This window comes from Stenotrophomonas sp. AR029 (assembly GCF_047520695.2).
Lineage (GTDB): Bacteria > Pseudomonadota > Gammaproteobacteria > Xanthomonadales > Xanthomonadaceae > Stenotrophomonas > Stenotrophomonas sepilia.
This window is the reverse complement of record NZ_JAXBQQ020000006.1, coordinates 209,327-230,991: the sequence shown is the minus strand read 5'-3', so window position 1 is coordinate 230,991 and position 21,665 is coordinate 209,327. Positions and strand designations below refer to the sequence as shown.

At 67.3% G+C, this 21,665-nt stretch carries 21 protein-coding genes; 19 read left to right on the top strand and 2 right to left on the bottom strand.

Annotated elements, in window-relative coordinates; translation table 11 throughout:
* The first annotated feature begins 93 nt into the window (after positions 1 to 93).
* On the top strand, positions 94 to 1,959 hold the full coding sequence (locus tag ACM0PB_RS17535) for an ABC-F family ATP-binding cassette domain-containing protein (protein ID WP_005418533.1): 1,866 nt from the start codon (positions 94 to 96) through the stop codon (positions 1,957 to 1,959).
* Positions 1,960 to 2,037: 78 nt separating this feature from the next.
* On the opposite strand, the gene ampR is transcribed toward ACM0PB_RS17535, so the two are convergent.
* Complete coding sequence (ampR, locus tag ACM0PB_RS17530; RefSeq protein ID WP_053501019.1) at positions 2,038 to 2,904, bottom strand: LysR family transcriptional regulator AmpR; 867 nt, start codon at positions 2,902 to 2,904, stop codon at positions 2,038 to 2,040.
* Positions 2,905 to 3,077: 173 nt separating this feature from the next.
* On the opposite strand from ampR, the gene blaL2 reads away from it, so the two are divergent.
* From blaL2 to ACM0PB_RS17510, 4 genes are all read left to right on the top strand, one after another.
* Positions 3,078 to 3,992 carry a L2 family extended-spectrum class A beta-lactamase gene (gene blaL2, locus ACM0PB_RS17525; protein WP_005418531.1) on the top strand — a complete coding sequence of 305 codons (915 nt, stop codon included), beginning with the start codon at positions 3,078 to 3,080 and terminating at the stop codon, positions 3,990 to 3,992.
* A gap of 84 nt (positions 3,993 to 4,076) precedes the next feature.
* Positions 4,077 to 5,306 carry a cation:proton antiporter gene (locus ACM0PB_RS17520; RefSeq protein ID WP_065178906.1) on the top strand — a complete coding sequence of 410 codons (1,230 nt, stop codon included), beginning with the start codon at positions 4,077 to 4,079 and terminating at the stop codon, positions 5,304 to 5,306.
* A gap of 104 nt (positions 5,307 to 5,410) precedes the next feature.
* Positions 5,411 to 6,967: an ArnT family glycosyltransferase gene (locus ACM0PB_RS17515; RefSeq protein WP_414604814.1), complete on the top strand. Its 1,557-nt coding sequence runs from the start codon at positions 5,411 to 5,413 to the stop codon at positions 6,965 to 6,967.
* 59 nt (positions 6,968 to 7,026) lie between these two features.
* Positions 7,027 to 7,668: a hypothetical protein gene (locus tag ACM0PB_RS17510; protein WP_053501011.1), complete on the top strand. Its 642-nt coding sequence runs from the start codon at positions 7,027 to 7,029 to the stop codon at positions 7,666 to 7,668.
* A gap of 133 nt (positions 7,669 to 7,801) precedes the next feature.
* Here the strand turns inward: ACM0PB_RS17510 and ACM0PB_RS17505 are convergent, their stop codons facing one another.
* Positions 7,802 to 8,548 carry a DUF3011 domain-containing protein gene (locus ACM0PB_RS17505; protein WP_069139338.1) on the bottom strand — a complete coding sequence of 249 codons (747 nt, stop codon included), beginning with the start codon at positions 8,546 to 8,548 and terminating at the stop codon, positions 7,802 to 7,804.
* 158 nt (positions 8,549 to 8,706) lie between these two features.
* Between ACM0PB_RS17505 and aspS the strand changes: the two genes are divergently transcribed.
* The 14 genes from aspS to tolB all read left to right on the top strand — a co-directional run bounded on the left by aspS (position 8,707) and on the right by tolB (position 21,642).
* The gene (aspS, locus tag ACM0PB_RS17500) at positions 8,707 to 10,458 is read left to right on the top strand and encodes an aspartate--tRNA ligase (protein ID WP_414604813.1); all 1,752 of its coding nucleotides are present in this window, start codon (positions 8,707 to 8,709) and stop codon (positions 10,456 to 10,458) included.
* Positions 10,459 to 10,474: 16 nt separating this feature from the next.
* Positions 10,475 to 10,792 carry a DNA primase gene (locus ACM0PB_RS17495; protein ID WP_065178902.1) on the top strand — a complete coding sequence of 106 codons (318 nt, stop codon included), beginning with the start codon at positions 10,475 to 10,477 and terminating at the stop codon, positions 10,790 to 10,792.
* Positions 10,793 to 10,823: 31 nt separating this feature from the next.
* Positions 10,824 to 11,345, top strand: a complete 522-nt coding sequence (locus tag ACM0PB_RS17490; protein ID WP_049415346.1) for a GNAT family N-acetyltransferase — start codon at positions 10,824 to 10,826, stop codon at positions 11,343 to 11,345.
* Positions 11,346 to 11,420: 75 nt separating this feature from the next.
* A complete protein-coding gene (locus ACM0PB_RS17485; protein WP_032954421.1) occupies positions 11,421 to 12,053 on the top strand; it encodes an esterase/lipase family protein in 633 nt (210 codons plus the stop codon).
* 175 nt (positions 12,054 to 12,228) lie between these two features.
* Positions 12,229 to 12,960, top strand: a complete 732-nt coding sequence (locus tag ACM0PB_RS17480) for a YebC/PmpR family DNA-binding transcriptional regulator (protein WP_005418519.1) — start codon at positions 12,229 to 12,231, stop codon at positions 12,958 to 12,960.
* A gap of 105 nt (positions 12,961 to 13,065) precedes the next feature.
* Complete coding sequence (gene ruvC, locus ACM0PB_RS17475; RefSeq protein WP_005418518.1) at positions 13,066 to 13,587, top strand: crossover junction endodeoxyribonuclease RuvC; 522 nt, start codon at positions 13,066 to 13,068, stop codon at positions 13,585 to 13,587.
* Between the two features lie 13 nt (positions 13,588 to 13,600).
* Positions 13,601 to 14,194 (top strand): Holliday junction branch migration protein RuvA, encoded by a 594-nt coding sequence (gene ruvA, locus ACM0PB_RS17470; protein WP_005418517.1) that lies wholly within the window; start codon positions 13,601 to 13,603, stop codon positions 14,192 to 14,194.
* A gap of 49 nt (positions 14,195 to 14,243) precedes the next feature.
* Positions 14,244 to 16,163 (top strand): potassium transporter Kup, encoded by a 1,920-nt coding sequence (locus ACM0PB_RS17465; RefSeq protein ID WP_032954420.1) that lies wholly within the window; start codon positions 14,244 to 14,246, stop codon positions 16,161 to 16,163.
* 126 nt (positions 16,164 to 16,289) lie between these two features.
* A complete protein-coding gene (gene ruvB / locus ACM0PB_RS17460) occupies positions 16,290 to 17,330 on the top strand; it encodes a Holliday junction branch migration DNA helicase RuvB (RefSeq protein WP_005418515.1) in 1,041 nt (346 codons plus the stop codon).
* A complete protein-coding gene (gene ybgC, locus ACM0PB_RS17455) occupies positions 17,320 to 17,751 on the top strand; it encodes a tol-pal system-associated acyl-CoA thioesterase (RefSeq protein WP_005418514.1) in 432 nt (143 codons plus the stop codon). Before ruvB ends, ybgC begins: the two co-directional genes overlap by 11 nt.
* A gap of 10 nt (positions 17,752 to 17,761) precedes the next feature.
* Positions 17,762 to 18,541, top strand: coding sequence for a protein TolQ (gene tolQ, locus ACM0PB_RS17450; RefSeq protein WP_005410752.1), 780 nt, complete (start codon positions 17,762 to 17,764; stop codon positions 18,539 to 18,541).
* A 24-nt stretch (positions 18,542 to 18,565) separates the two neighbouring features.
* On the top strand, positions 18,566 to 18,994 hold the full coding sequence (gene tolR, locus ACM0PB_RS17445; protein ID WP_414604891.1) for a protein TolR: 429 nt from the start codon (positions 18,566 to 18,568) through the stop codon (positions 18,992 to 18,994).
* The gene (tolA, locus tag ACM0PB_RS17440; protein ID WP_005418512.1) at positions 18,984 to 20,039 is read left to right on the top strand and encodes a cell envelope integrity protein TolA; all 1,056 of its coding nucleotides are present in this window, start codon (positions 18,984 to 18,986) and stop codon (positions 20,037 to 20,039) included. Before tolR ends, tolA begins: the two co-directional genes overlap by 11 nt.
* A 283-nt stretch (positions 20,040 to 20,322) precedes the next feature.
* Positions 20,323 to 21,642, top strand: coding sequence for a Tol-Pal system beta propeller repeat protein TolB (tolB, locus tag ACM0PB_RS17435; RefSeq protein WP_005418511.1), 1,320 nt, complete (start codon positions 20,323 to 20,325; stop codon positions 21,640 to 21,642).
* Positions 21,643 to 21,665 lie beyond the last annotated feature (23 nt).

The following is a 21,665-nucleotide window of genomic DNA, read 5'->3' as shown; positions in this document are numbered from 1 at the left end:
CGGGACGCGTCAAGTATTCGTTAACGCTAGAATTGCGTCGCAGGAACAGTGCTCACCAGCACATTCCATCCGGTTATATGGACCCCTTCCCCGATGATCTCCCTTCGTAATTTCGCCTTGCGCCGCGGCGAGCGGCTGCTGTTGTCCAATGTCGACCTGACCCTGCACGCCGGTTACCGGGTAGGTGTGGTCGGCCGCAACGGTGCTGGCAAATCCAGCCTGTTCGCGGCGGTGAAGGGCGAACTGGAGGCCGACAAGGGTGACGTCGACCTGCCCGGCAAGGTCCGTATCGCCAGCGTGGCCCAGGAAACCCCGTCGCTGCCGGACCCGGCGCTGAGCTTCGTGCTGGGCGGCGATACCGAGGTGGCCGCGGTGCTGGCCGAAGAGGCCGAGGCGACCGCCCGCGAAGACTGGGAGGCGGTGGCCAACGCACACACGAAGATGGCCGAGATGGGCGCCTACGACGCCGAAGCGCGCGCCGGCAAGCTGTTGCACGGCCTTGGTTTCCCGGCCGAGACCCACCACCGCGCGGTGTCCTCGTTCTCCGGTGGCTGGCGCGTGCGCCTGAACCTGGCCCGCGCGCTGATGATGCCCAGCGACCTGCTGCTGCTCGACGAACCGACCAACCACCTCGATCTGGACGCGGTGTACTGGCTGGAACAGTGGCTGCTGAAGTACCCGGGCACCCTGCTGCTGATCTCGCATGACCGCGAGTTCCTCGACAACGTGGCCACCCACACCCTGCACCTGCACGGCGGCGGCGCCAAGCTCTACCCGGGCGGCTACACCGATTTCGAGCGCCAGCGCGCCGAACAGCTGCGCCAGCAGCAGATCGCGCACGAGAAGGAGCAGGCCGAGCGTGCCCACCTGCAGAGTTTCATCGACCGCTTCAAGGCGCAGGCCAGCAAGGCCGCGCAGGCGCAGAGCCGCATGAAGCGCCTGGCCAAGCTGGCCGGCACCGAAGCGGTGCGCGCCGAACGCGAGTTCCGCATCGAGTTCGCGCCGCCGGCCAAGCTGCCGTTCTCGCTGATCCGCCTGAATCACGTCGAGGCCGGCTATGGCCAGGACGCAGTGATCCTGCACAACGTCGGCTTCGGCCTGGAAGCGGGCCAGCGCATTGGCCTGCTCGGCCCGAACGGCGCCGGCAAGACCACCCTGGTGAAGACCCTGGTGGGTGAACTGGCGCCGATCGTCGGTGAGCGCATGGCGCACCCGGACCTGAAGATCGGCTACTTCGCCCAGCACACGGTGGAGTCGCTGCACGAAGGCCAGTCGCCGATGGAGCACTTCCGCGAGATTGCGCCGGATGCGCCGAACCAGTCGTTCCGCGATTTCCTTGGCAAGTGGAATTTCCCCGGCGACCGTGCGTTCGAGCCGGTCGATGGTTTCTCCGGTGGCGAGCGCGCGCGCCTGGCGCTGGCGCTGATCGCCTGGCAGCAGCCGAACGTGCTGCTGCTGGACGAACCGACCAACCACCTTGACCTGGAAATGCGCGAAGCGCTGGCCGAAGCGCTGGCCACCTTCGAAGGCGCGATCGTGATGGTCTCGCATGACCGCCACCTGATCGGCCTGGTCTGCGATACCTACTGGCGCGTGGCCGATGGCGTGGTCGAGCCGTTCGACGGTGACCTGGATGCATACGCCGCGTGGCTGCGCACCCGTCCGCAGGCGCAGGGCACGAAGGCCCGCATGGAGCAGGTGGAAGAGCCGGTGGTGGTCAAGACCGCCCCGGTGGCACAGGTGGTGCAGAAGAAGCCCGTGAACCCGCACAAGCTGGCCGCCGCCGAGGCCAAGGTGGCCGAGCTGGAAGGTGTGCTGGCCGAGCTGGACCGCCAACTCGCCGACCCGGCCAACTATGCCGATGCCAGCCGCATGGCGGTGATCGGCCGTGACCGCGAAACCGCTGCCGCGCAGCTGGAAAAGGCCGAAGCGGCCTGGATGGAACTGCTCGAGTCCTGACCGGTAGTGCCGGCCGCTGGCCGGCAGCGCGATGCGCCCACAACGATCAAGGGATTGCCGGCCAGCGGCCGGCACTGCCTACGCGCCCTGCGCCTGCAGCCACTCGCGGAAGCGCTTGGCCGGCTCGCGCTCGGCGCGCGAGCGTAGCCGCGTCAGCCAGTATCGGCCCAGCTCCAGCGTGGTACCGAACGGCTGCAGCAGGCGGCCTTCGGCCAGTTCCTGCTCGAACATGCGCAGCGGCAGCAAGGCCACGCCGGCACCGCCGGCGGCGGCCATCGCCACCGTCAGCGAGGAATCGAACACCGGCCCACGTGCTTCCACGCCGCTGACGCCGGCCGCCTGCAGCCAGCGCGGCCATTCGTCGCTGCGATAGGAACGCAGCAACGGCAGCGTGGCCAGGTCGCGCGGCTGCTTCAGCCGCCGCGCCAATGCCGGGGCGCACAGCGGCGCGAAGGGCGCATTGAGGATCGCCGTGCAGGCCTGGCCCTGCCAGTCGCCATCACCGAAGCGGATGGCCAGATCCAGCCCCTCGCCGGCCAGGTCGATGCGGTTGTTGTGGGTCTGCAGGCGCAGCTCGATGTCCGGATGCGCGGCCTCGAATGCGGCCAGCCGTGGCAGCAGCCAACCGGTGGCGAAGGTGCCGACCACCCCCAGCGTCAGCACTTCGCGGGCGGGCCCGCCGGTGTAGCGCGCGATGCTGGCCGAGATGCGTTCGAACGATTCGTTGAGCACCGGATACAGTGCTGCGCCTTCATCGGTCAGCGCCACGCCGCGCGGCAGGCGATGGAACAGGCGGATGCCGAGCCGGTCTTCCAGACCCCGGATCTGGTGGCTCAGCGCGGCCTGGCTGACGCACAACTCGAGCGCGGCACGGGTGAAGTTCTGATGGCGGGCGGCGGCTTCAAAAGCACGCAGCGCGTTGAGCGGCAGGGTCGGGTGCAGCATCGGAAAGCCGTGAGCCAGGGTGATGGCTGATCCTACCGTTCAATAAGGAATTTCGTAAATCTCAACAAGTTGATTACGACAGGCATGAGTTCAACTTATGGCTTGCCTTGATTCTTCGCGCTGGTCGGCTGCAGGGGAAGCGCCAATAATCGAGCGGTCACCAGGAGAACCCTATGCTCGCCCGTCGCCGATTCCTGCAGTTCAGTGGTGCTGCCGTTGCTTCCTCGCTGCTTGCCCCGGCGTTGGCGCGAGCTGTTTCCCCATCGTCCGGCATATCCGCCGCGAACGCCGCCATTGCCGGCGCCGCCGATTTCGCCGCGCTGGAGAAAGCCAGCGGTGGCCGTCTGGGCGTCACCGTGCTGAACACCGGTAACGGCCGTCGCATCGGCGGACATCGTCAGGACGAGCGCTTCCCGATGTGCAGCACGTTCAAGTCGATGCTGGTTGCCCATGTGCTGAGCCTTGCCGATGCAGGCCGCGTTTCGCTCGACACACGTGTGCCCATCGCCGAAAAGGATCTGCTGTCCTACGCCCCGGTGGCGCGCCGCCATGTGGGCAAGGACCTGACGGTGCGCGATCTGTGCCGGGGCACGCTGACCACCAGCGACAACACGGCGGCCAACCTGCTGCTGGAGGTGGTGGGCGGGCCGTCGGCGCTGACGGCATTCCTGCGCGGGCAGGGCGACAGCGTTACCCGCAATGACCGCAACGAGCCGGACGTGAATCTGTTCGCGAAGGGAGACCCGCGCGATACCACTAGCCCGGCCGCGATGGCCACCAGCTTGGCCCGCTTCGCGGTGGGCAATGGCCTGCAGCCGGCATCGCGCCAGCAGTTCACTGATTGGCTCATCGACAACCAGACCGGCGATGCCTGCCTGCGCGCCGGGCTGGGCAAGCGCTGGCGGGTGGGGGACAAGACCGGCAGCAACGGTGATGACACGCGCAACGACATTGCCGTGCTGTGGCCGCATGCGGGCGGCGCAGCGTGGGTGGTCACCGCCTATCTGCAGGGCGCGTCGGTCGATGACGATCAGCGCGCAGCGGTGCTTGCACGGGTGGGGGCGCTGGCCGACGCGATGATCGGATGAGGTAACCGGGGTCATTCGAAAATGGCTTGCCGGATCGGTTCAGCGCGCGCATCCTGCGCGCGTTCCAACCCCACGGAAGACCCCATGAGCCATGAACTGATCTACCTGTTGCTGATCTTCGCGCTGCTGGTGATCCCACGCGCGTTGCAGCGTTTCAGCCTGCCTGCCCCGTTGACCTGCCTGCTGTTCGGCATCATCGGCATGCTCTGGCTGGGGGATCAGGCACATGATGCGGTGATCGGACTGCTGGCCACCCTGGGCATTTCCTCGCTGTTCCTGTTCGCCGGCCTGGAAGTGGATCTGCAGGCGCTGCGCCGGGGAATGTGGCCGCTGCTGGCACATCTGGTCATCCGTACCGGCACGCTGTTCGGCGTCGGCTGGTTGGCCTGGCGTTACGCAGGATTGCCGTGGCAGGCCGCCGGGCTGCTGGCGTTGGCGCTGCTGACGCCCTCCACCGGTTTCATCATGGACTCGCTGTCGCGGCTGGGCCTGAGTGAGGACGAACGGTTCTGGGTGACCAGCAAGGCCATCGCCGGTGAGCTGCTGGCGCTGGCTGCCTTGTTCATCGTGCTGCAGGCCGGCGATCCGGGCCACATGGCGCTGTCCAGCCTGGCGCTGCTGGCGATGATGGTCGGCCTGCCGCTGCTGTTCATCGCGCTGGGCCGCTGGGTGGCGCCGCACGCGCCGGGTTCGGAGTTCTCGCTGCTGGTGATGGTCGGCATGGTGGCGGCCTACATCACCTACCTGCTGGGCGTGTATTACCTGGTCGGCGCGTTCATTGCCGGCCTGGTCGCGCGCCTGCTGCACCAGCGCATGCCGCTGCTGGCCTCGCACGAGAACCTGCACGCGCTGCGTCTGTTCGCCTCGTTCTTCGTGCCGTTCTATTTCTTCAACGCGGGCACCAAGGTGCCCAGCGAAGCGTTGAGCTTCGAGGCGCTGGGGCTGGGCATCGTGATCACCCTGGTGGTGCTGCCGCTGCGCATCGGCGTGGTCTGGCTGCAGCGCCGGGTGATGTTCGGCGAGAGCTTCCGCAGCAGCCTGCGGGTCTCGCTGGCGCTGGCCCCGACCCTGATCTTCACCCTGGTGCTGGCGGCGATCATGCGCGAGCGCTTCCAGATTCCGGCGGTACTGTTCGGTGCGCTGCTGCTGTACGCCGCACTGACCACGCTGCTGCCGTCGCTGGTGTTCCGCACGCCGTTCGACGTCGATCCGGTGGAGCAGGAACCGGCGGGCGAGGGCGAGGCCGCACCGGTCGCGGCCACCGAAGTCAGCCACGCCGAGCCGCCGAAGGCGCCGCTGCCACCGCTGGGCTGAGCCGCAGCCGCGTGCAGCGGCTTGCACTCCCGCGCGTCAACACAGACACTGCGCGCCCGTGAAGCGCGCCCTGCCGTGGGCGGCCACAGCCAGGAGCAACAGGCGTGACCCAGGAAAGCAACCCAGACCGCAGCCTGTTGCCGGGCAAGATCCTGTTGTGGTTTTCGGCAATCGCGCTGCTGGTCCTGCTGGGCTGCAGCTGGTCGATGCCCCCGGTCGATGCCTCCGGTTTCCGGCAGACGCAGACTGCCCTGTCGATCGACTGGTTGCTACGTGGCGGGCCCTGGCTGGACTACGTGACCCCGGTGCTGGGCGCGCCCTGGTCGATCCCCTTCGAGTTCCCGTTCTACCAGTGGCTGGCGGCGTTGCTGTCCAGCGTCACCGGCATGAGTGCCGACAACAGCGGGCGGCTGGTCTCCACCGTCTTCCATGCCGGCTGCATCTGGCTGGTCTATCGCACGCTGCTGGCCTGGCGCCCTGACCGCACGCTGGCGCTGTGCGTGGCCGGCGCATTCGCCGTCTCACCGTACGCGCAGTTCTGGGGGCGCTCGGTGATGATGGAGTCCAGCGCGGTGTTCTTCGGCCTGCTCTTTGTCTGGGCGATGGCACGCCTGCGCAGCCAGCCGCGCGTGTGGGTGGGCCTGGTCGCCATCGTCGCGGCGGTGCTGTCGGCGGCCATCAAGGTCACCTCGTTCTTCGGCTTTGCCGCGTTCGTTGCGCTGGCCTTCCTGTGGCTGGCGCTGCACGAGCACGGCTGGCGCCCGCGGTGGCTGCAGCAGCATTGGCAGCTGCTGTTCTGGGGTGGTCTGTCCGCGCTTGCCGCGCTGGCCACGCTCAGCCTGTGGCTGCAGCATGCCGATGCGCTGAAGGCGCAGTCGGCGCTGGGCCGGCAGATCACCTCCGATGCACTGTCCACCTGGAATTACGGCACCCTGCAGCAGCGCCTGGATCCGGCTACCTGGTGGGGCACGGTGTTCAAGAAGCGCTTCTCCGGTGCGATCGGCTCCAACTGGATCTTCCTGGTCTTCGTCATCGCCGGGCTGTGGCAGAAGCGCACGCGCACGGCGGTGGGGATCCTGCTGCTGGCCTACCTGGCGCCGTTCCTGGTCTTCACCAACCTGCACATCGCCCATCCCTACTACCAGGCGGCCAATATCGTGTTCGCCACGTCGATCATCGGCCTGGTGCTGTGGTCGACGGTGCTGGCGGCCGAAGCGGCGGGCAAGCCGCGCCGTGGCGTTGCACTGGCGATCTTCCTGTGCGTGCTGTCGGTGGGCTTTGGCCTGGTGAAGTCGCTGAAGGACATCAAGGAAGCGCGCGAGCCGACACCGGTTTTGCAGATCGCCGAGGCCATCCGGACCGGCACCCCGGCGCAGGGCGTGGTGGTCGCGTTCGGTCAGGACTGGTCCTCCGAGCTGCCGTATTTCTCCGGCCGCCGTGCCGTGATGATTCCGGACTGGGCATCGGACGACGTGCTCGCATCGCTGGCTGCAGATGACGCAGCACTGGGGGGACTGCCGCTGGCCGCGCTGGTCAACTGCCCCAACCAGGTGGGCAGCAGCCCCGAGCGCGTGCAATGGCTGGCCGAGATCACCCGCCGCTATGCCGCCGGTGGCCAGAAGCAGGACGTGGGCGGTTGCGAGGTCTGGCTGCACCCCTGACGTGACGTGGCCGGTCAGCGCGGTTTGCGCGCACCGGCCCGGGTCGTTAGGGTTGGGGCATGAGACTGCCTGCCGTTGTTGCCGCTTCCGCCCTCCTGCTCAGCCTCGCTGCCTGCTCGCAGCGTTCCGATACGGTCGCCCATGATCTGGCGACCGCACCGGCCGATGCCTTCATGGCCGCCATCGCCGCGCATTGCGGCCAGGCCTTTGAAGGCCGGGTGGTGGAGGACACGCCGGCGCCGACCGGCAAGGATCCGTTCGCCGGGCAGCGCCTGGTCATGCATGTGCGCGGCTGTGCCGATCCTGCCCATGAATTGCGGATTCCCTTCCATGTGGGGGATGACCACTCGCGCACCTGGGTGCTGACCCGCACCGAAAACGGCCTGCGCCTGAAGCACGATCATCGCCATCAGGATGGCAGCGCGGATGCGATCACCCTCTATGGCGGCGACAGCACGCCACCGGGCACCGCCGAGCGCCAGCAGTTCCCGGCCGACTCCGATTCGGTGGCGATGTTCCGTCGTGCCGACATGCTTGCGTCCACGCACAACACCTGGGCGATGGAGATCGACCCCGACCAGACCTTCGTCTACGAGCTGGGCCGCCCGGACGGCCGCCGCTTCCGCGTGAAGTTCGACCTGAGCAAGCCGGTCGATCTGCCGCCGCCGCCGTGGGGTGACGACAAAGCGCCCGCACCGTGATCGCGGGGTCGGATGCCTCCTGTAAAGCGCTCCGCCCCCGGAAAGACCCCCAGTAGATCCGCGCCATGCGTGGAAGCGGGATACCTGGTCGGGTCAGAGCCCCGGCCGCTGGCCAGGGATCCGACCCCGTAACTCAACGCGTACCGAAGCGCGCCCGGCAACCGTTGCTCACCCACACCTGGCCCCGTGCGTAGCCCCAGCTGCGGCCCTCCTGGCAGGCGCTGCCGGACAGCTGCTGCTGCAGCACCGGCCGGCCCTGGCGCTCATCCCAGTCACAGTTCTGCGTGCGGTTGTTGTTGCTGCTGCAGGTGATGGAGTAGTTGCTGTTGCCGCCGCCCCAGCCACCGCCCCCGCCGCCACCCCATCCGCGAGCTTCGGCGAATTCGGCGCGGCAGCCGTTGCTGACCCACACCGCGCCGTTGCGCACTCCCCAGGTACGGCCTTCGTCGCAGGGGCTGCCGGACAGCTGGCGGACCAGGCGGGCATTGCGCCAGCCGACCGGGCAGCTGCGTTCGCGATTGTTCTGGCTCTCACAGCGGATGGTTTCGCCGGGCCGGCCGTTGTTGCCGCCCCAGCCACCGCCGTTGCCGCCGCCCCAGCCACCACGGGCCTCGACGAATTCGGCGCGGCAGCCATTGGTGACCCAGATGCTGCCATTGCGGCTGCCCCAGGTGCGGCCCTCGTCGCAGGCGCTGCCGGACAGCTGGCGGACCAGCTGCGCATTGCGCCAGCCTGTGTTGCACACGCGTTCTCGGTTGTTCTGGCTCTCGCAACGGATCACCCCGCTTTGCGCGGCGGCCGGGGCGGAGGGCAGGGCGAGCGTGGCGATGGTGCCCAGGCTCAGGGTCACGGCCAGGCGGGCCAGGGACAGCGGATTCATGGCGGCATCCCATACGGTGGCAGGTGCCTGACTATAGGGAGGGGGATGATCAAGCCGGTGTGACTGGCCGGATTTGCCCCGGCCGGGGCCTCGGCCGCAGAATACGAGGCTTTCCGGCCCCCATCCGGTGCCGGCGTTCTCCAGCGGAGCTTCCCCCAATGCGTACCCACTTCTGCGGCCTGGTCGACGAGACCCTGATTGGCCAGACTGTCACCCTCGCCGGTTGGACCGACGTGGCCCGTAACCAGGGCGGCGTCTGCTTCATCGATCTCCGCGATCATGAAGGCATCGTGCAGGTGACCGTGGAGGTCGACAACGCCGAAGTGTTCGCCGTGGCGGCTTCGCTGGGCTACGAGGACGTGCTGCAGGTGGAGGGCGTCGTGCGCGCCCGCCACGCGGTGAACGACAAGATGCGCACCGGCAAGGTGGAAGTGATCGCCACTGCCATCACTGTGCTGAACAAGGCTGCGCCCCTGCCGTTCCACGCCCACGAGAACCCGGGCGAGGAAACCCGCCTGAAGTACCGCTACCTGGACCTGCGCCGTCCGGAAATGCAGCGCATGCAGCGCACCCGCATCAAGCTGGTGCAGGCCCTGCGCCGCCACCTGGACGAGAAGGGCTTCCAGGACATCGAGACCCCGATCCTGACCAAGGCCACCCCGGAAGGCGCGCGCGACTTCCTGGTGCCGGCGCGCATGCACCCGGGCGAGTTCTACGCCCTGCCGCAGAGCCCGCAGCTGTTCAAGCAGATCCTGATGGTGGCCGGCTTCGACCGTTACTACCAGATCGCGCGCTGCTTCCGCGACGAAGCGCTGCGTGCCGACCGCCAGCTGGAATTCACCCAGCTGGACATGGAATTCGCCTTCGTGCGCGAGCGCGACGTGCAGGACTTCGTCGAAGACATGATCCGCGCCATCTTCAAGGAAGTGGTCGACGTCCAGCTGGATGCCAGCTTCCCGCGCATGACCTGGGCCGAGGCGATGCGTCGCTACGGTTCGGACAAGCCGGACCTGCGCATCGCGCTGGAGCTGGTCGACGTGGCTGAACTGGTCAAGGACTGCGAGTTTGCAGTGTTCACCGGCCCAGCCAACGATGCCGAAGGCCGCGTCGCCGCGCTGCGCATCCCGGGCGGTGCAGCGCTGAGCCGCAAGCAGATCGACGAGTACGCCGCGCACGCTGCCAAGTACGGCGCCAAGGGCCTGGCCTACATCAAGATCGCCGACAACGGCGAGGTCAGCTCGCCGATCCAGAAGTTCTTCAGCGAGGCCTCCTTCGCTGCGCTGGTCGCCCATGTTGGCGCCGGCAACGGCGACATCGTGTTCTTCGGTGCCGGTGGCTACAACAAGGTCTCCGACTTCATGGGCGCGCTGCGCCTGAAGGCCGGCAAGGACTTCGGCCTGGTCGCCGATGGCTGGGCGCCGCTGTGGGTCACCGACTTCCCGATGTTCGAATGGGACGAGGAAGAACAGCGCTACGTCGCGCTGCATCACCCCTTCACCGCACCGGCCGTGGATGACATCGCCGATCTGCGCGCCAACGCCCGTACCGCCGTCTCGCGCGGTTACGACATGGTGCTCAACGGCAATGAAATCGGCGGCGGTTCGATCCGTATCCACCGTCCGGACATGCAGAGCGCAGTGTTCGAGCTGCTCGGCATCGGTGCCGAAGAAGCCCGTGCCAAGTTCGGCTTCCTGCTCGACGCGCTGAACTACGGCGCGCCGCCGCACGGTGGCATCGCCTTCGGCATCGACCGCATCGCCGCGCTGATGGCCGGCACCGAGTCGATCCGCGACGTCATCCCGTTCCCGAAGACCACCGGTGCACAGGATCTGATGACCGACGCGCCGTCGCCGATCGTCGACGCGCAGCTGGCCGAAGTGCACATCCAGGTTCGCCCCAAGACCAACTGATCAGGAGATCCAGGCAATGACCGAGTTTGCGTTTTCGCTGGAGTGGGAAAAGCTGGGCAATGAAGGCTCCGAGGCCAACCTGGTCACCGAGCGTGCACGCGTGTTCGGTGGTTGGCTGGTCCGCGTTGGTACCAGCCCGGCGGCGATGGCCCTGACCTTCGTCGCCGACGGCGAAGGCCGTTGGGACGGTGAAGACTTCGGCGTCGAGGATTACGAGGACGACGAAGAGGAAGAGTACGAAGAGGACGAGGAAGGCGAGGAAGAAGAGGACGAGGACGAAGAGGAGTACGAGGAAGAGGACGAGGAAGAAGAGGAGTCGCCTGAAAAGGCTTGACCCCCGCTTCGCCCTGGCGTCAACTTCCTGCATGTATTCGATCCGCCGCGCCACTGTGGACGATGCGCCGACCCTGTCGGCGCTGGCCGCCCGCACATTCACCGAAACCTTCGGCCATCTGTACCCGCCGCAGGACCTGCAGGCCTTCCTGGAGGAGGCCTACACGGTCGAGCGCCAGCGCGTGATCCTGGCCCACCCCGATTACGCGGTGTGGCTGCTGGAACTGGATGGGGAAGCGGTCGGCCATGCCGCCGCCGGCCCCTGTGGCCTGCCGCATCCGGATGTGAAACCCGGTGACGGCGAACTCAAGCGCTTGTACCTGATCAAGACGCAGCAGAGCTGCGGCTGGGGCAGCCGCCTGCTGGAAACCGCGCTGGCCTGGCTGGAGCGCGAAGGCCCGCGCACGCTGTGGCTGGGCGTGTGGTCGGAGAACTTCGGCGCGCAACGCTTCTACGCCCGCTATGGTTTCGAGAAAGCCGGCGAGTACCTGTTCCCGGTTGGCGATACCAACGATCTTGAATTCATCCTGCGCCGCGCACCGCGCGCGGCCTGACGTTCACCGCCGCTTGCTGCGCGCGCGTGTTCAATCACCTCACGTTCCTGCCCCGCTGACCGCCAGGCTGTTTGCATGACTCCCCCCGTATTGCTGCTGCATGGCATCTGGAATGCCCGCGCCTGGGTCGGGCCGCTGGCCTGGCGCCTGCGCGCGCGTGGTTTCCAGGTGCATGCGTTCGGTTACTCCTCGGTGTTCGGTGGTCCCGACGTGGCGGTGCCCCAGCTGCTGGAACGGTTGGCCGACGCCGGGCCGTTGTCGCTGGTCGGCCACAGCCTGGGCGGGTTGCTGGCGCTGGAAGCGCTGCGGCGCAATCCGCAGCTGCCGGTGCAGCGGGTGGTCTGCCTGGGTTCACCGCTGCGCGGCAGTGGCACCGCACGCTCGTTGTCCGAGCACGGCTGGGGCCTGGCGCTGGGACGCAGCAGCGAGCTGCTGCTCGATGGCCTGCCGGACTGGCAGGGCAGGGCCGAGGTTGGCCTGATTGCCGGCTCGGTGCCGCACGGGCTGGGCAGCCTGCTGGGTGCCATCGACGATGCCTCCGATGGCACCGTGGCACTGGCCGAGACCCGGCTGCCGGGCCTGGCCGACCATTGCGTGGTCCGCACCAGCCACAGCGGCCTGGTGGTGTCGCCCGACGCCGCGCGGCAGACCGCGCATTTCCTGCGTCATGGCAAGTTCGACCACAGCCGCGACGCGGCGGCGGCATAGGGGCGGGAAGGCAGGGCCGCCCTGTAGAGCCGAGCCCATGCTCGGCTGCATTCCGTCGGGCCCATTGAGCCGAGCATTGGCTCGGCTCTACAACAATACGGGCCTAGACACGGTTGCAGCGCCCGATCAGGTAGAATCCGCGCCTTGATCCTGAAGCAGCCAGACGGTAGCACCCATGGGTAGAGGCCCCTCCATCGAAGCCCGCAAGAACGCGTCCGACGCGAAGCGCGGCAAGATTTTCACCAAGATCATCCGCGAGATCGGCGTTGCCGCGCGCGGCGGTGGAGGCGACCCCAACAACAATCCGCGCCTGCGCGTGGCCGTGGACAAAGGCCTGGCCGTGAACATGTCCAAGGACGTGATCGAGCGTGCCATCAAGAAGGCGACCGGTGAGCTGGAAGGCGTCGACTACGAGGAAGTCCGCTACGAGGGCTACGCCCCGGGTGGCGTGGCCGTGATCGTCGACTGCCTGACCGACAATCGCGTGCGCACTGTGGCCGACGTCCGCCATGCGTTCAGCAAGTGCGGTGGCAACATGGGCACCGAGGGCTCGGTGGCCTTCATGTTCAAGCGCCTGGGCGTGCTCAGCTTCGCCGCAGGGGCCGACGAGGAAGCCATCACCGAAGCGGCCATTGAGGCCGGTGCCGATGACATCGTGGTCTACCCCGATGACGGCTCGATCGATGTGGTCACCAGCCCTGACGCGTTCAACGCGGTGAAGGATGCGATGGCCGCCGCCGGCCATGTCGCCGACCACGCCGAGATCACCTTCCGCGCGGACAACGACATCAAGGTTGAAGGCGACGTCGCCCTGCAGGTCAAGAAGCTGCTGGACATGCTCGAAGACCTGGACGACGTGCAGGACGTGTATTCCAACGCCGAACTCGGCGCCGACGCCTACGCCTGAGCCGTCTTCGACGGCCTGGGCGCGGGCCGTTGAACGGTCACCGCGGACAGTCATGAGCCCCTACGCCTGCCAGCGCATCCCGTTCCGCCCCGCCAGGAGTGCAGCATGACCCGCATCCTCGGCATCGACCCCGGTTCGCAGCGGACCGGGGTCGGCATCATCGATGTCGATGCCGCCGGCCGCGTCACCTACGTGCACCACCAGCCATTGGTGCTGCTGGGCGCCGACGACTTCCCGCAGCGCATGAAGCTGCTGGTGCTGGGCCTGGCCGACCTGTGCCGCGAGTACCAGCCGCAGGAAGTGGCCATTGAAAAGGTGTTCATGGCCCGTAATCCCGATTCGGCGCTGAAGCTGGGCCAGGCCCGGGGCGCGGCGATCTCGGCCGTGGTGCTGCGCGACCTGCCGGTGCACGAATACGCCGCCAGCGAGATCAAGCTCGCCGTGGTTGGCCGTGGTGGCGCCGAAAAGCAACAGGTTCAACACATGGTCGGGCTCATGCTCAACCTGAAAACCAAGCTGCAGGCCGACGCGGCCGACGCGTTGGCGGTGGCGATCACCCATGCCCACGTACGGGCAACGGCCAACCGCCTGGGGCTCAGTGCCCGCCAGGCGTGGGGCCGCAAATGAGGAGCTGCACGCAATGATCGGTCGACTGCGCGGCATCGTCGCCTACAAGGCGCCGCCGTGGCTGGTGGTGGACGTGAACGGGGTGGGCTACGAACTGGAGGCGCCGATGAGCACCTTCTACGACCTGCCCGAGCTCGGCCGCGAGGTCACGCTGTACACCCACTACGCGCAGAAGGAAGACAGCGTTTCGCTGTACGGCTTCCTGCGCGAGGGGGAGCGGCGCCTGTTCCGCGACGTGCAGAAGGTCAGTGGCATTGGCGCGAAGATCGCGCTGGCGGTGCTGTCCGGCGTTTCCGTCGAGGAGTTCGCGCGCATGGTCCAGGCCGGTGACATCACCGCGCTGACCCGCATTCCCGGCATCGGCAAGAAGACTGCCGAGCGCATGGTGCTGGAACTACGTGACCGTGCCGCCCAGTTCGGTGCCGGCGGCGCGCTGCCCACCGGCAGCGGCCCGGCCCCGGCCGACCCGCTGTCCGATGCCACCGTGGCCCTGCAGCAGCTGGGCTACAAGCCGGCCGAAGCGGCACGCATGGCCCGCGACGCCTTCAACGAAGGCGACGAAGTGGCCACCGTGATCCGCAAGGCGCTGCAGTCGGCGCTGCGCTGAGCCGCGTCCCTTTCCTTCAACGAACCGCCTGAGCGTCGCCAGGAGTCCCATGTCCAGCAGTCAAACCCCGCACGCAGCTGCCCCCGGCAGCCACGGTCACGCCCCTCCAGCAGGAGGCATGGCGCTGATCATCGGTGCGATCGGCGTGGTGTTCGGCGATATCGGTACCAGCCCGCTGTACACGCTGAAGGAGGCGTTCTCGCCACACTACGGGCTCAACAGCGACCACGACACCGTGCTGGGCGTGCTGTCGCTGGCGTTCTGGGCGCTGAACATCGTGGTCACGCTGAAGTACGTGACCATCATCATGCGCGCCGACAACGACGGCGAGGGCGGCATCATGGCGCTGATGGCGTTGACCCAGCGCACGCTGCGCAACGGCTCGCGCTCGGCCTACGTGGTCGGCATCCTCGGCATTTTCGGTGCCTCGCTGTTCTTCGGCGACGGCGTGATCACCCCGGCGATATCGGTGCTGGGTGCGGTGGAGGGCCTGGAGGTGGCCGCGCCGGGCCTGCATGCCTTCATCGTGCCGATCACGGTGGTGGTGCTGTTGATGGTGTTTGCGGCGCAGCGCTTCGGTACCGAGAAGATCGGCAAGGCCTTCGGCCCCATCACCTCGGTCTGGTTCATCTCGCTGGCGGCGATCGGCATCTACAACATCGTCGATGCGCCGGAAGTGCTCAAGGCGTTCAACCCCTGGTGGGCGATCCGCTTCTTCATGGAGCACAGCTGGCATGGGATCTTCATCCTCGGCGCAGTGGTGCTGGCGGTGACCGGTGGCGAGGCGCTTTACGCCGACATGGGCCACTTCGGCGCCAAACCGATCCGCCACGCCTGGTATTTCTTCGTGCTGCCGTGCCTGGTGCTGAACTACCTGGGGCAGGGCGCACTGGTGCTCAACCACCCCGAGGCGCTGAAAAACCCGTTCTTCGAGGCGGTGCCGCCGTGGGCGCTGTACCCGATGATCATCCTGGCCACCATGGCGGCGGTGATTGCCTCGCAGTCGGTCATCACCGGTGCGTTCTCGGTCTCGCGCCAGGCGATGCAGCTGGGCTACATCCCGCGCATGCGCATCAAGCACACCTCGCACGACACCATCGGCCAGATCTACATCCCAGGCATCAACTGGGGCATCGCGGTAATGGTGATCGGCCTGGTGCTGGCCTTCCGCAGCTCGTCCAACCTGGCAGTGGCCTACGGCATCTCGGTGTCGGCCACCATGCTGATCGACACCCTGCTGCTGGCCCTGGTGGCCCGGTCGCTGTGGCCGAAGGCGCGCAAGTGGATCCTGCCGCTGTGCGTGGTGTTCTTCATCATCGACCTCGGCTTCGTCATCGCCAATGGTGCCAAGCTGCTTCAGGGCGCCTGGTTCCCGGTGGTACTGGGCATCTTCCTGTTCACCATGATGCGGACCTGGCGCCGTGGCCGCGAGCTGCTGCGCGATGAGATCCGCAAGGACGGCATCCGCCTCGATACCTTCCTGCCTGGGCTGATGCTGGCACCGCCGGTGCGCGTGCCGGGCACTGCAGTGTTCCTCACCGCCGACCCGACCGTGGCCCCGCATGCGCTGATGCACAACCTCAAGCACAACAAGGTGCTGCACGAGCGCAACGTGTTCCTGCACGTGGAGACCCTGCCGATCCCGTATGCGATGGAAGGGCAGCGGCTGAAGATCGAATCGGTGGGCGACGAGTTCTACCGCGTCTACGTGCGCTTCGGCTTCATGGAGACCCCGGACGTGCCACTGGCGCTGATGCGCTCGTGCGACCACGGTGGCATCTACTTCGACCCGATGGACACCACCTTCTTCGCCAGCCGCGAAACCATCGTGGCCACCGCCAACCGCGGCATGCCGATCTGGCGCGACAAGCTGTTCGCGCTGATGCACCGGAACGCCGCGCCGGCCACGGGCTTCTTCCGCATTCCCGGCAACCGCCTGGTCGAACTCGGGGCCCAGGTCGAGATCTGAGGTCTGGTAGTGCCGGCCGCTGGCCGGCATCCGCCGCACCACCGGTGTTCATGGGGTTGCCGGCCAGCGGCCGGCACTACCGTGCTTCCGGCCCCGGAATGCAACCATTTACCGCATAATCACGGTATGACCGACGACCGCATCATCGGCGCCGGCGCCACCCGCGAGGATGACGCCGCCGACGCCAGCATCCGCCCCAAGCGCCTGGCCGACTATCTCGGCCAGGCCCCGGTGCGCGAGCAGATGGAGATCTACATCGAAGCGGCCAAGGGGCGTGGCGACGCGCTCGACCACGTGCTGATCTTCGGGCCGCCCGGCCTGGGCAAGACCACGCTCAGCCACGTCATCGCCAACGAACTGGGCGTGGCCCTGCGGGTGACCTCCGGCCCGGTGATCGAGAAGGCCGGCGACCTCGCCGCACTGCTGACCAACCTGCAGCCGCACGACGTGCTGTTCGTGGACGAGATCCACCGCCTGTCGCCAGTGGTCGAGGAAGTGCTGTACCCGGCGATGGAAGACTTCCAGATCGACATCATGATCGGTGAGGGCCCCGCGGCCCGTTCGATCAAGATCGACCTGCCGCCGTTCACCCTGATCGGTGCCACCACCCGCGCCGGCCTGCTGACCGCGCCGCTGCGCGACCGCTTCGGCATCGTCCAGCGGCTGGAGTTCTACAGCGTCGAAGAGCTGACCCGGATCGTGCGCCGCTCGGCCACCATCCTCGGCATCGACTGCACCGCCGATGGCGCCGGCGAGATCGCGCGCCGCGCGCGCGGCACCCCGCGTATCGCCAACCGCCTGCTGCGCCGCGTGCGCGATTATGCGCAGGTGAAGGCGGGCGGCCACATCGACGAGGCCGTGGCACAGGCCGCGATGAAAATGCTCAAGGTTGATCCGGAGGGCTTCGACGAGCTCGACCGGCGCCTGCTCAAGACCCTGGTCGACTACTTCGACGGCGGCCCGGTCGGCATCGAATCGCTGGCCGCGGCGCTGTCCGAAGAGCGCGGCACGCTGGAAGACGTGGTCGAGCCGTACCTGATCCAGCAGGGCTTCCTGGTGCGCACCGCGCGCGGCCGCATGGCCACCCACAAGGCCTACCGGCACATGGGCCTGAAGCCGAAGAACCCGCCGCAGGACCTGTTCGCGGAGGTTCCCGATGTCGGTTGAGCCACTATTCAGTTGGCCGACACGCATTTACTGGGAAGATACCGACGCAGGCGGCGTGGTCTACCACGCCCGCTACGTCGCCTTCATGGAACGGGCACGGACCGAATGGATGCGTGCGCTCGGCTACGGCCAGGAGCGCATGCGCGCCGAGCACGGGATGGTCTTCGCAGTGCGTTCGATGCAGATGGATTTCATCAGGCCGGCACGGCTGGATGACACCCTGCAGGTGAGCGCCCGCTTGGTCCAGCTGAAGAAGGCCAGCATGGTCTTCGACCAGCAGATCCTGCGCGACGGCGAGCTGCTGCTGTCGGCCCAGGTCCGCATCGCCGCACTGGAAGCGGCCAGTTTCCGCCCGCGTGGCATGGACGAGGCCGTCCTTGCCATGCTGCAACCCCACCTCCACCCCGAATCCGAACACTGAGGAACAACGGATGATCGCAACGCTCCTGGCCCTGCAGGCCACGGTCACCGAGGCACTGCCGGCCGACGTCAGCAACGCCGCGACACAGACCCTTGCCCAGGCCACCACCGGCGGCGGCATCAACTACCTCGAGCTGATGGCCAAGGCCAGCCTGCCGGTGAAGATCATCGTGCTGCTGCTGCTGGTCGGCTCGTTCGTCAGCTGGGTGATCATTTTCCGCAAGGCCCGCGTGTTCAAGCAGGCCACCCGCGAAGCCGACGAGTTCGAGAACCGCTTCTGGTCCGGCGCCGACCTGGGCAAGCTGTACAGCGCCGCCACCGACCGCAGCCGCAGCGTGACCGGCCTGGAAGCCATCTTCGAAGCCGGTTTCCGCGAGTACACCCGCCTGCGCGACAAGCGCCGCCTGGATGGCCGTGCGCAGCTGGAAGGCGCGCAGCGTGCCATGCGCACCACCTACACCCGCGAAGTGGACCAGCTTGAGCGCAACCTGGAACTGCTGGCCAACATCGGTTCGACTGCCCCGTACGTGGGCCTGGTCGGTACCGTGTTCGGCATCATGGTGACCATGCACGACATGATCAGCAGCGGTGCGCAGGCCGGTATCGCCGCCGTCGCGCCAGGTATCTCCGAAGCCCTGTTCGCCACCGCCATCGGCCTGTTCGTGGCGATCCCGGCGGTGTGGGCCTACAACCGCTTCACCACCCGCGTGGAGCGCATGTCGGTGCGGTTCGAGACCTTCGCCGAAGAGTTCAGCTCCATCCTGCAGCGCCAGAGCGCTGGCGACGAGTAAGCGCCTGACCCGGGAGTCCAAGCCATGTCCGCTGCCATCGGTCGCCGCAAGCGCCGCAAGCTGAAATCGGAAATCAACGTCGTTCCCTACATCGACGTCATGCTGGTGCTGCTGATCATCTTCATGGTCACCGCGCCGCTGCTCACCCTGAGCTTCGACGTCGACCTGCCGCAATCCAACGCCAAGGCGCTGGAAAGCAAGCAGGACCCGGTGATCGTCTCGGTGCGCCAGGACGGCCAGCTCAGCCTGAAGCTGCCCGATGCCGAGGAACCGACCGCCGTGTCGGCCGAGGAACTGGAAGGCCGCCTGGCAGGCATCGCCGCCCAGGACAAGGGCGTGCGCGTGATCGTCGCCGCCGACCGCGCCGTGGCCTATGAAAAGGTCATCGCCGCGATGGATGTGATCAAGCGCGCCAAGGTAGACAAGGTAGGCCTGGCCACCGATGCACGCTGACGCCCTGCCACCTCCACAGCAGCGCGAACCCGGCTGGGGCCTGCCCTTGGCGCTGGCGTTGCTGGTGCACCTGCTGGTCGCGCTGGTCTTCATCGTGGCCTGGTTCTGGTCGCCCGAGCGCAACACCGACGCCGCCGCCGGTGATCCGTCGGTGGAGGCCAGCCTGGCCCTGTCCGCGTCCGAGGCGTCCGCCGCCCGCCAGGCCCTGCGCCAGTCCGAAAAGCTGGAGGACCTGCCGCCGCCGGTGGCCGAGCCGATCCCGGTGCCGGAAGACACCGTTCCGCCGCCGCAGCCGATTCCCGAGCCGCGCCCACAGGACGCCCCCACGCCGCAGCAGCAACAGGCGCAGGAGCGCGTCGCGCAGCCGGATACCAAGGACCAGGAAGCAGTGAGCGCGCTGGCCATCTCGCAGGAGAAGGCGAAACAGGAACAGGAAGCCAAGCGCCGCCAGGAACAGATCGACCTGACCGAACGCAAGCGCCAGGAAGAAGCGGAACAGAAGCTGCGCCTGGCCAAGCAGCAGGAAGAAGACGCGAAGAAGAAGCTGGCCGATCAGGCGCGCCAGGCCGCGGACAAGGCCGAGGCCGAGAAGCAGAAGAAGATCGCCGAGATCCGTGCCCGCCGTGAACAGGCCGAAAAGGAAGCCAAGCTGGCCGAGCAGAAGCTGCGCCAGGTCGCCGCCGCGCGCAATGCCGCGGGCAGTGCCGCCGCCGGAGCCAGCGGTGCGTCCCAGCCGGCCGCCGGTGGCGGTGGCAACAGCGATGATCTTTCGGCCAAGTACGCCGCGGCGATCCAGGCCAAGGTGCTGTCGCAGTGGGTGCGCCCGGATACGGTGCCGCTGGGCCAGCGCTGCCAGATCACCATCACCCAGATTCCGGGTGGCACGGTGATGCAGGCCAAGGTCAGCCCGAACTGCCCCTACGACGAGGCCGGCAAGCGTTCGATCGAGGCCGCCGTGCTCAACGCGCAGCCCCTGCCGTACCGTGGCTTCGAGTCCGTGTTCGCACGCACGCTCAACTTCACCTTTACCGCCCAGGATCGCTGAGGCGGGCAGGGCAGGGGGGGCTCGGGCCACTCCTGCCCACGGTTGTCGCGCTTGCCTCTGGTGTGCTCGGTTTCGACCGGGCAGGCTGTGGGCTGCTGTCGAACGCCGTCCTCCGGGGCGGCGTGACCAGGGCAGACGGTGCGATGTTAGCCACGACGTTAACGGTGCGTGAGAAGACGGGCTGGAACTGACCCGGAATTCACGTACCCTTGGTTCATGATTGCGAAGCGGTTCACTCCCGCTTTGTTATCCCTCGTTCCGGTTTCCCCTTATTGAGCGCTCCATGAAAAAGATGCCTCGCTGGCTTGCCGTGTTTGCGGCCCTGTTGCTGCCCTTTGCTGCCGTCGCGCAGCAGAAGGGGCTGGATATCGACATCATCGGCGGCAATGCCTCCGCGCTGCCGATCACCATCGTGCCGATGCCCTATCAGGGTTCGTCGGCCGCTCCGCAGACCGACGTCGCCGGCGTGGTCCGTGCCGATCTGGAGCGTTCGGGCCAGTTCCGCACGCTGCCGGAAGCGCAGATCGTCGAGAAGCCCGTGCGGGGGGGGGATATCCAGTTCGCGACCTGGCGCGCGCTGAAGCAGAACTACATCGTGGTCGGCCGCGTGCTTGATGCCGGTGCCGGTGCCTACCGCGTCGAGTACGAACTGTTCGACGTGCCCAAGGGCGAGCGCCTGCTGGGCCTGGCGATGACCGCCCGTGGCAATGCCATGCGCGACGTTGCCCACCAGATGGCCGACGCCATCTACGAAAAGATCACCGGCGTGCGCGGCGCCTTCTGGACCCGCATCGCCTACGTGACCGCCAGTGGCAAGGGCGACGCCATGCGCTACGCGCTGATGGTGGCCGATTCCGATGGCTTCAACCCGCAGACCATCGTGCGCTCGGCCGAGCCGCTGCTGTCGCCGTCGTGGAGTCCGGATGGCAGCAAGCTGGCCTACGTCAGCTTCGAGCGTGGCAATTCGGCCATCTACATCCAGAACATCGGTACCGGTGCGCGCGAGCTGGTCACCAGCTTCCGCGGCATCAACAGCGCCCCGGCGTTCTCGCCGGACGGCCGCAAGCTGGCCCTGACCCTGTCGCGCTCCGGTAACCCGGAAATCTACGTGATGGACCTGGGCAGCAAGCAGCTGACCCAGCTGACCAACCACTTCGCCATCGATACCGAGCCGACCTGGGCACCGGACGGCAGCGCGGTGTACTTCACCTCCGATCGCGGCGGCCGTCCGCAGGTCTACAAGGTCGGTGCCGGCGGCGGCAGCGCCGAGCGCGTGACCTTCCAGGGCAACTACAATGCCAAGCCGTCGGTGTCCTACGATGGCAAGAAGATCGCCGTCGCCCAGGGCTCGGGCAACAGCTACAAGATCGCGATGATGGACAGCTCGCTGGGCTCGCCGCGCTGGAGCACGCTGTCCCCGGGTTCGCTGGATGAATCGCCGAGCTTTGCGCCCAACGCAAGCATGGTGCTGTACGCCGCCCGCGAAGGTGGCCGTGGTGTGTTGTATGCCGTTTCGGCCGATGCGCGGGTTCGCCAGCGCCTGGTCCTGGCTGACGGTGATGTGCGCGAACCGGCATGGTCCCCATACCGTACCCAGCGCTAAAAGAGTGTTAATATTTTCGTTGT